Genomic DNA, 8,960 nt, shown 5'->3' with positions numbered 1-8,960 from the left:
GCTCGACCAACCCGATACAGCTACGTTAACGATAATGATTGTCAGTATCAATCATTGGCGATCGGCGGTCACGTGAGGTAGCGCCAGTGGTGGGAAGGCTGGCGTCGCGACTGTTTGTTCGGCCGAAACTGCTAGGAGGGAACGGCTTTGGTGAATGACACGACACGTCGCGGCGCAGACGCTCTCGACAGCTATCGCCTGCTCGGGCGGTCAGGGCTGCGGGTATCGCCGCTATCGCTCGGAACCATGACCTTCGGAACCGACTGGGGCTGGGGATCAGACAAGCTCCAGGCCCGCCGGATATTCGACACCTACGTCGCCCGCGGCGGCAACTTCATCGATACCGCGAACCAGTACACCAACGGCACCGCCGAGGAATGGTTGGGCGAATTCGCCGCCGCCCGCCGCGAAAGCCTGGTGCTGGCAACCAAATACAGCGCGATCCGACGGCTGACCGATCCGAATTCCGGTGGCAATCACCGCAAGAGCATGGTGGCCTCGGTAGAGGCGAGCCTTCGACGACTTCGCACCGACTACCTCGACCTGCTGTATCTGCACCTATGGGACGGCCTGACGCCGATGGAGGAAATCATGCGCGCCATGGACGATCTCGTCCGGGCGGGCAAGGTGCTCTACCTCGGCATCTCGGATACACCAGCGTGGCAGATCGCGCGCATGCAGACGTTGGTAGAACTGCGCGGCTGGTCGCCGCTGATCGCGCTGCAGATCGAATACAACCTCATCGAGCGGACCGTGGAACGCGAGCTGATTCCGATGGCACGCGAGCTCGGCCTCGGGGTAGTTCCCTGGTCCCCCTTGGCGAGCGGTGTCCTGACCGGCAAATACACCCGTGCCGATCTCACCGACGCCACAGCGGCCGGAGGATCACGCAAGAGCATCGCAGTGGCCAACGACTCACTGACCGAGCGCGGACTGGCGATCGCCGACGTCGTCGATCAGATCGCCCACGAACTCGGGCGCACACCGGCGCAGATCGCACTGGCGTGGACGCTGCGCAACTCCGCCGTCACGTCCCCCATTGTCGGAGCCCGCACTACACGCCAACTCGACGACAACCTCGGCGCGTTGAGCGTGACCTTCGATGACCACCACCTCAATCGGTTGCAACACGCCTCCGCGGTGGAACTCGGTTTCCCCCACGACTTCCTCGCGCGGCCGCTGGCCCGCAGCACCGTATTCGGTGATCTGCGTATCCGCGCCAACGGGCCCACTGAGCCGTAAACAGCCACGTGCACAACGAATTCTGGCGAATACGTCCAGAACAGGAAGGACGGGTGCTCGCCGATGCCGAACATCGCCGACATGCTGACGGACCGAATGCTGTCTCGTCCCCGGGGGCCGATCGCCCGCCTGTGGTGGCGCGATATGAAGGCCCACCACGAGATCTTTCGCGACACCCTGCGAGCGCTGGAGCTCCAGCCAGCGGACAACCTGCTCGAAATCGGTTGCGGTGGAGGCACCTTCGTACAGTGGGCCCTGGAGTCCGGCTGCCGCGCGACCGCCGTCGACCACAGCGCGGATATGATCGCGCTCACCGCCCGCAACAATGCCGCCGCAGTGCGCGACGGTCGCCTCGAGGTAGTCGAGGCGACCGCAGAGGCACTACCCCTGCCCGATGAGCAATTCACCTGCGCGGCAATGGCAAACGTCTTCTGCTTCCTCGACGCCCCACGCGCACTCACCGAACTGCGCCGGGTACTCGCCCTGAGCGCACGGATCGTCGTGCATACCGTCGCGCCGAATCCGCCCGCATCGGTCGTGCCGCCGCCGGTGGCCCGGCGCATGCGCCTGTACTCCGACGACGACCTTCGCGCACTGTTTCAGGATGCGGGATTCACCGAGCCCAACCTCGCGCGGCTCGGTGCGGCCTTCCAACTCGTCACGGCAAGTCGCTGAGGACCGTACTTCGGCTCGCCGTTGTGTGTCCTCATGCACCGCTACCGGATTCACGAGCCTGACCTGGGCCCGAATCGTCCTATTCCGGGTCGTAAAGGCCGCTGCCGCGAAATCTGCTGTGCCCCGATCGCCGCAGCGACGTAGCCGTCGCGAGCGTTCTCGGTGCGGGCTCAGGCCGATGCCGCGAGGCGTGGGTTGTCGAACTCAGTGTTCGTCGTAGTGGCCGTCGTGCGCGGCGTGGCGATGGCCGTCGTGCACGTAATCGACGTGGTCGCCGTGTGGAACGGCGACATGCCCACAGCCCTCGCCGTGGACGTGGTCATGGCTGCCGTGAGCGATGTGTGTCGCGGGTTCGCATTCGTCGTAGTGGTCATCGTGGGCGCGATGCAGATGGCCGTCGTACACATAGTCGACATGGTCGCCGTGAGGGACAGCAACGTGCCCGCAACCAGGGCCGTGGGTGTGTTCATGGCTTGGATGCGGCGCGTGAGCTGCTGCGGTCATTATGTTCCTCTCCCTATTCTCGCGTACTGAGGTGAATGTCTGCTTGTCGCATCATTATGTGCGCATATGCGATATGTGCTGATGAATTGCTGAGATGTAGCACTACCTGCGGCATGTCCTCCGGCAACGTCACGCACTCGGGTCGTGGATCACCGGGATCCCTGTTAGATTTATGACAATGGTTTTCAGTTTCAAGATCTGATGAGGGATGCACGATGGCTCGTCCGGGTTTCAGTACACGTTTGATAGGGGCGGCGGCTTGCGCGGCCGCGATTGTCGCGATGGGGACGGCGTGCAGTTCATCGTCGGATTCGTCGGAGTCCAGCGGCAAGCTGGAGGTGGTGGCGACGATCAACGCGTGGGGCAGCATCGCTGCCCAACTCGGCGGTGACAAGGTGCACCAGACCAGCATCATCAGCAGCCCCGACACCGGTCCGCACGACTACGAGGCGACGCCCGCGGACGCGCGTACCGTTGCCGGGGCAAAGGTGGTGGTGGCCAACGGGATCGGCTACGACGCCTGGATGGACAAGCTGGTGGACGCGAATCCGAATTCCGAGCGCACCGTATTGGATGTCGGCAAGCTGGTCGGTGTCGCCGACGACGGCAACCCCCACCAGTGGTACGCGCCCGACGCTGTGGCCAAGGTTGTGGACGCGATCACCGCGGACTACAAGAAGGCCGATCCGGCCGATGCCGCGTACTTCGATCAGCAGAGGCAGAAGTTCCTCGACGAGGGGTTGTCGACGTATCACGGTCTGATCTCCGAGATCAAGACAAAGTACGCGGGCACTGCGGTCGGTGCGAGTGAATCGATCTTCTCCCCGCTGTCGGATGCGTTGGGCCTCAACCTGATTACGCCGCCAGCGTTCCTGAAGGCGATCAGTGAGGGCACCGACCCGACGCCCGCGGACAAGGCCGCCATCGATCAGCAGATCGCGACCAAGGCGATCAAGGTGTATGTCTACAACAGCCAGAACAGCACCCCGGATGTGCAGGGTCAGGTCGATGCGGCCAAGAAGCAGGGGATCGCGGTGGCGACGGTGACCGAAACCCTTGCCCCGGAGAACGCGTCGTTCCAGGATTGGCAATCGAGCCAGTTGACGCAGCTGCGCGACGCGTTGCACACCGCGACCGGCAAGTAGGTGACCAGCACGCAGACAGGGGCCGCGATGGATGATGTCGCGGTCCCACCGAACTCAGCGGCCCCTGCCGATGCACCCCCCGCAGCCGCGATCCGGCTGCGGGGGGTGGCCGCGGTCGTGGGTGGGAAACGAATCTGGTCGGATGTTTCCTTCGACGTGCGGCCTGGAGAGTTCGTCGCCGTGCTCGGGCCGAACGGCGCCGGAAAGTCCACACTGCTCAAGGTCGCACTCGGCCTCACACCGACAGTCGCGGGCACAGTCGAGGTGCTGGGCGCTCGCGCCGGTCGAGGCAATACCCGTATCGGCTATCTGCCGCAGCGGCGGGCCTTCGATGCGAGCGTGCGCATCCGCGGCGCCGACATCGTGCGACTGGGACTCGACGGTGCACGCTGGGGGACACCGATCCCGTGGTTGTCCAGACTGCTGACACCCCAACGGTTCCGGGCCCGAGAGCGTCGACTGCGCGAGGTGATCGAGCTGGTCGGGGCGAGCGCGTATGCGCACCGTCCGATCGGGCAGTGCTCCGGTGGCGAGCAGCAACGGCTGCTGATCGCCCAAGCCTTGATCCGACGACCTCGGCTACTGCTGCTCGACGAGCCCCTCGACAGCCTCGACGTGCCGAGCCAAGCCGGGATCAGCGCACTGGTGCGCGATATCTGCCGAGCCCAGCAGGTCGCGGTCGTTCTGGTCGCGCACGACGTGAATCCGATCCTGCCGTATCTGGACCGACTCGTGTATGTCGCGCGCGGAACCGCAGTCAGCGGTACGCCCGAGGAAGTAATCACCGGCGACAAGCTGACCGCCCTCTACGGCATTCCGATCGAAGTGCTGCGCGACAGCACCGGCCGCATGGTGATCGTCGGACAACCCGACGTGCCCGCGGTGCACGCTATCGCGGATCCTGGTGCGGGGCAGCAGCGATGAACCCGGTCGCGACCTGGAATCTGGCGCATGATCTGCGGCAGATGATGGCATATCCGTTCATGGTCAACGCCATGCGGGCGGGCACCATCGTGGCCGTTGTGGCCGGGGCGGTGGGCTGGGTGATGGTGCTGCGGCGCGAGAGCTTCGCCGGGCACACCCTGGCCGTGGTCGGATTTCCCGGTGCCGCGGCGGCCGTCTGGCTCGGATTGTCCACCGGATTCGGCTATTTCGCCGCCTGTGCTGGTGCGGCACTGGTGATTGCCGCGCTTCCGTCGGCGGCCCGATCTCGCGGGGTCGGTGAGCAGCCCGCGGTCATCGGTACCGTGCAGGCCTTCGCGTTGGCCTCCGGCATGCTGTTCGTCGGCCTCTATAAAGGGTTCCTCTCCGGGTTGACGAACCTGCTGTTCGGCACCATCGCCGGTGTCGCCGACGACCAGGTCACCGTGTTACTCGCTGCTGGAATCCCCTGTCTGGGGCTGCTCCTGCTGTTGGGCAGGCCACTGCTGTGGGCCTCGCTGGATCCGGAAACCGCGGCAGCCCACGGGGTTCCGGTGCGATTGGTGGGCACGGCGTTTCTGCTGCTGCTCGGCGTCGCTGCGGCCGGTACCAGTCAGGTCACCGGGAGCCTGCTGGTCTTCGCACTACTCGTCGCGCCCGCGGCGGCCGCGCACCAGCTCACCTCCCACCCGGGTATCGGCATCGCCGTCTCGATAGGGATCGCCCTTGTCGTCACCTGGGTCGGTATGGGTTTCGCGTTCTTCTCGCCGTATCCGATCGGATTCTGGGTCAGCAGTTTCGCCTTCGCCTGCTACCTGCTGTGCGCGGGGTACCGAGCAGCACTGCAGCGTTGGCGAGGACGCCATGCGCCGGTACCGCATCCCCACCGCGCGTTCGAACGGGCCGTCGCATGAGCGAGCGCAGCCAGCGAATCATACGCCTGCCCATATCGCGCAGGCCAGCGCCGGGCGCCAGCGAGGTGCGGGCATGAGCGATCTGCCGGCGATGCTGTCGCAACCGTTCATCATCCACGCACTCACCGCGGGCACCGCCGTCGCGATCCTGTGCGGACTCGTCGGCTACTTCGTCGTCCAACGCGGTGAAGTCTTCGCCGGTGATGCCCTCGGCCACGTCGCCTACACCGGAGCCATGGCCGCCCTCGCCGCCGGAATAGATGCGCGGATAGGACTTTTCGCCGCGACCGTCATCGCCGGACTCGCGCTCGGAGCGGCCGGCGCCCGCGGTGCCGACGATGTCGCGATCGGTTCGTTCTTCGCCTGGATGCTGGGGCTGGGTGTGCTGTTCCTGACCTACTACACCACCCACCGAAGCACAGCGAACGGCACAGCGAACGTCACCGTCCTATTCGGCAGTATCTTCGGCATCAGCGCCAGCGGCGCGACGACCGCGGCCCTCATCGCCATCGGTGTGAGTATGGCGCTGCTTGCGATATCGCGCCCGCTGCTGTTCGCCACGGTTGATCCAGCTGTCGCCAGGGCGGCGGGAGTGCCCGTCCGAATCCTGGGCGCGCTGTTCATCGCGATCGTCGGCGCCACCGTCGCCGAGGCCACCCAAATCGTCGGTGCCATAGTCGTTCTCGGGCTACTCGCCGCCCCGCCCGCCACAGCCGCGCGGCTCACCAGGCGACCTTGGTGCGCATTCTGGCTGTCTGCGGGACTGGCCACCCTGGCGGTCTGGGCGGGCATCACACTGTCCTATGCGATCCCGGCCGCGCCGGCCAGTTTCACGATCATCGCCGTGGCCGCAGTGGGCTATGCGGGCGCCGTACTCTTCGACCAGATTCGCCGACACCGTTCCCAGGTCTATGCCGCAACCGGACCATCGTTCAGCTGAGCGCACAGTGGCGCGTCTACGTGTGACCGTGCGGCAGCGCGTCGTGCTCGACGCGCTGCGCCGCGACGACCGGTTCCACAGCGCCCAGCAGCTACATGCCGACCTGCGCCTGATTTCTACCATCGGAATCGGGCTGACCAGCGTCTACCGCATTCTGCACCGACTCGCCGACCTGCAACTCGTGGAAACCCAGCAGGCTGAGGACGGCGAACTCTTGTATCGAATCCGAGACGGCGTCGGCCACCACCACTACCTGATGTGCCGAATCTGCGGCCGCGCCGAACAATTCACCCTCGACGAGGTCGAACAGCACGCCGAGCCTATCGCCCGGCAACATCGCTACCGCGACGTCAGCCACCGCCTCGACCTCTACGGCATCTGTCCCCGGTGCGCCACATGATCATAGAATGGCCCGCAGTGCCAGGTGAGTACGGCGCGGACGCGTGCGGTGAGCGCGACCGCCGCGAACACCGTATCGCCGATAACACGGGACCACAGGCGGTCCATTATCAATCAGAGGTTGGCTGACGAACCGATTCGACGGCTGCCGCGGACAAGATGGGGGATCAGTGCTCGCACAGAACACGCTGTACTCGGTACGGACGAAGCTGTCCTCGACGTATGTGCTTGCGGCTCTGGTCGTCGTCGGGCTCCTTGTGCAGGGTCCGCTGGCGCCGTGCGGTGGGGGCATCGGCGCGGTTGCAGACCGCGGTGACGATCTTCGCCGGTGTTTTCGTCCAAGCGGTGCCGTTTCTTGCGCTCGGTGTACTGGTCAGTGGCGCGATCGCAGCCTTCGTTTCCCCCGCTGTGCTGCGAAAAGTTTTACCACGTAATGAATCCGCGGCGATCGGTGTGGCCGGTCTGGCGGGTATGGCACTGCCGGGCTGTGAGTGTGGCGTAGTGCCGGTGGCGCGTCGGCTGACCGATCAGGGCGCGCCGGGTTCGGTCGCGTTGGCGTTCATGCTGTCCGCCCCCGCGATCAACCCCGTGGTCTTGATCGCGACGGCGGTGGCGTTCCCGGGCGAGCCGGGGATGGTGGCCGCGCGGTTCACCGGTTCACTCGCCACCGCGGTGGTAATGGGCCTGATCTGGTCGCGGATCGGGCGTCCGGCGTGGATGCTCCCGCGCGGCGGCGGGCACGACCACTGCGTGGTCGGACGGACCCGCTGGGAGGCCTTCACCGAGGCCGCACGCCACGACCTCCTGCAGGCCAGCGCCTTTCTCGTACTCGGCGCCGCGGCCGCGGCCGCCTTGCATGTGCTGGTTCCGCCGTCCTGGTACGAACATCTGGCGGGCCAGATGGCGATGGCCGTTGTGGTGCTGGCCGTCCTGGCGATCGTGCTGGCACTGTGTTCGGAGGCCGACGCATTCGTCGCGGCGAGCATGTCGACGCTGCCACTGCTGCCACGCCTGGTGTTCCTGGTAGTCGGCCCAGCAGTCGATGTGAAACTGTTCGCCATGCAAGCCGGAACCTTCGGGCGGGTGTTCGCAACGCGGTTCGCGCCGTTGACCTTTGTGGTTGCCGTGACATGCGGCACCATCGCCGGACTCGTCTTCCTGGGAGGTGCCCGATGAAACGAGAGACCCAGAATCTGCTGTTGGTGCTGATCGGCGCCGCAGTGTTGTGGATCGCGCTCGACGGCACCTACCTGCGCTACGTGAAACCGAGCCTGTATCCGTTCCTGCTGATCAGCGGCCTCGGATTCATCCTGCTCGGACTGGTCGCGGTCGTACGCGACATCCGCCACGGCACAGCCACCGAGAGTGAGCACCACGAGCACGGCAGCGGCCGCTCCCACTGGTTGCTGCTTATCCCCGCCGCCGCACTGCTGCTCATCGCCCCACCCGCACTCGGCGCGAGCGCCGCCGTGACCAGCTCTCCGGTCCAGGTCGTGCCGCGCGATTCGCCTGCGGCGGCACCGAAGAAGTGGCCGTTCCCACCGCTGCCCGCCGATCCCGCACCGACCTTGCCGGTCGTGGATCTGGTCAACCGGGCGCTGCTGGATTCCAATCATTCCCTGGACGGCCGCGAGGTGACGATCAGCGGATTCGTCATCCGCCCAAAGGATCTCGAGCAACAACACCCCGATACAACCGAGGCCGACCTGGCACGCGTGGTCATCACCTGCTGCGTTGCCGATGCCCGCTACGTACTCGTACATCTGGCCGGTCTGCCGGAACCGATCGAGGACGACGCCTGGCTGGAAGTTCGCGGTGTCGTCCATACCGACAGCGCCCAGCACGACCCCGACCAAACCCCGACCCTCGCCGTCATCAACTACCAACGGATCCCGGCTCCCGACCGTCCATACGAACGCGGCCGCTAGCGCAAGCCCACCGCGCGACCGAGAAGCAGAGCGGGCGAACGGTCTGAATGCCGCCACCTTCTGATCGGTGTGACCAGCGGGGTTACATCGCAAGGGAAGGGCCTCGACGATATCCGCAGAGCTGGAAAGACATTCGTGATATGACGGTCAACGATCGCCGGGTCGACATGCTGGCTTCTCAGGGTTCTCTCAGCTGAACCCGTATTGAACCCCCGCAGGCCACCACCTGCGGTTTTACGATGATTCGGCTCGAAAAAGTCACCCACCCTCCTGCATAACCGCAGGTAGAGCG

Annotated in this window: 10 protein-coding genes; 9 read left to right on the top strand and 1 reads right to left on the bottom strand. The window is 65.5% G+C overall.

Translation table 11 applies throughout. The features are described from left to right. Window positions 1-150 precede the first annotated feature (150 nt). A complete protein-coding gene (locus tag ACIBJI_RS34625) occupies window positions 151-1,242 on the top strand; it encodes an aldo/keto reductase (protein ID WP_397087486.1) in 1,092 nt (363 codons plus the stop codon). Window positions 1,243-1,323: 81 nt separating this feature from the next. Next, window positions 1,324-1,917 carry a class I SAM-dependent methyltransferase gene (locus ACIBJI_RS34620; RefSeq protein WP_397087484.1) on the top strand — a complete coding sequence of 198 codons (594 nt, stop codon included), beginning with the start codon at window positions 1,324-1,326 and terminating at the stop codon, window positions 1,915-1,917. Window positions 1,918-2,121: 204 nt separating this feature from the next. On the opposite strand, the gene ACIBJI_RS34615 is transcribed toward ACIBJI_RS34620, so the two are convergent. Beyond that, window positions 2,122-2,421, bottom strand: coding sequence for a hypothetical protein (locus tag ACIBJI_RS34615; RefSeq protein ID WP_397087482.1), 300 nt, complete (start codon window positions 2,419-2,421; stop codon window positions 2,122-2,124). A 215-nt stretch (window positions 2,422-2,636) separates the two neighbouring features. Here ACIBJI_RS34615 and ACIBJI_RS34610 point away from each other — a divergent pair, with 215 nt between their 5' ends. The 7 genes from ACIBJI_RS34610 to ACIBJI_RS34580 all read left to right on the top strand — a co-directional run bounded on the left by ACIBJI_RS34610 (window position 2,637) and on the right by ACIBJI_RS34580 (window position 8,668). Beyond that, window positions 2,637-3,566, top strand: a complete 930-nt coding sequence (locus tag ACIBJI_RS34610) for a metal ABC transporter solute-binding protein, Zn/Mn family (protein WP_397087479.1) — start codon at window positions 2,637-2,639, stop codon at window positions 3,564-3,566. Next, the gene (locus ACIBJI_RS34605; RefSeq protein WP_397087477.1) at window positions 3,567-4,490 is read left to right on the top strand and encodes a metal ABC transporter ATP-binding protein; all 924 of its coding nucleotides are present in this window, start codon (window positions 3,567-3,569) and stop codon (window positions 4,488-4,490) included. Then, window positions 4,487-5,401, top strand: coding sequence for a metal ABC transporter permease (locus tag ACIBJI_RS34600; RefSeq protein WP_397087475.1), 915 nt, complete (start codon window positions 4,487-4,489; stop codon window positions 5,399-5,401). Before ACIBJI_RS34605 ends, ACIBJI_RS34600 begins: the two co-directional genes overlap by 4 nt. Window positions 5,402-5,474: 73 nt before the next feature. Beyond that, a complete protein-coding gene (locus tag ACIBJI_RS34595) occupies window positions 5,475-6,341 on the top strand; it encodes a metal ABC transporter permease (protein WP_397087472.1) in 867 nt (288 codons plus the stop codon). Between the two features lie 7 nt (window positions 6,342-6,348). Then, window positions 6,349-6,741: a Fur family transcriptional regulator gene (locus tag ACIBJI_RS34590; protein WP_397087470.1), complete on the top strand. Its 393-nt coding sequence runs from the start codon at window positions 6,349-6,351 to the stop codon at window positions 6,739-6,741. A gap of 281 nt (window positions 6,742-7,022) precedes the next feature. Next, window positions 7,023-7,916: a permease gene (locus ACIBJI_RS34585; RefSeq protein ID WP_397087468.1), complete on the top strand. Its 894-nt coding sequence runs from the start codon at window positions 7,023-7,025 to the stop codon at window positions 7,914-7,916. Then, on the top strand, window positions 7,913-8,668 hold the full coding sequence (locus ACIBJI_RS34580; RefSeq protein WP_397087466.1) for a TIGR03943 family putative permease subunit: 756 nt from the start codon (window positions 7,913-7,915) through the stop codon (window positions 8,666-8,668). The genes ACIBJI_RS34585 and ACIBJI_RS34580 overlap by 4 nt, the downstream gene beginning before the upstream one ends. Window positions 8,669-8,960: the final 292 nt, after the last annotated feature.

This window comes from Nocardia sp. NPDC050408, assembly GCF_044458905.1.
Classification (GTDB): Bacteria; Actinomycetota; Actinomycetes; order Mycobacteriales; family Mycobacteriaceae; genus Nocardia.
Note: the sequence above shows the minus strand (reverse complement) of the source record. Positions and strands in the feature narration are given on the sequence as shown.

Bases quoted from the DNA above. Each gene is read 5' to 3' on its own strand.
- ACIBJI_RS34620 (WP_397087484.1), top strand. From the start codon at position 1,324: ATGCTGACGGACCGAATGCTGTCTCGTCCCCGGGGGCCGATCGCCCGC.
- ACIBJI_RS34615 (WP_397087482.1), bottom strand. From the start codon at position 2,421: ATGACCGCAGCAGCTCACGCGCCGCATCCAAGCCATGAACACACCCAC.
- ACIBJI_RS34610 (WP_397087479.1), top strand. From the start codon at position 2,637: ATGGCTCGTCCGGGTTTCAGTACACGTTTGATAGGGGCGGCGGCTTGC.
- ACIBJI_RS34600 (WP_397087475.1), top strand. From the start codon at position 4,487: ATGAACCCGGTCGCGACCTGGAATCTGGCGCATGATCTGCGGCAGATG.
- ACIBJI_RS34595 (WP_397087472.1), top strand. From the start codon at position 5,475: ATGAGCGATCTGCCGGCGATGCTGTCGCAACCGTTCATCATCCACGCA.
- ACIBJI_RS34580 (WP_397087466.1), top strand. From the start codon at position 7,913: ATGAAACGAGAGACCCAGAATCTGCTGTTGGTGCTGATCGGCGCCGCA.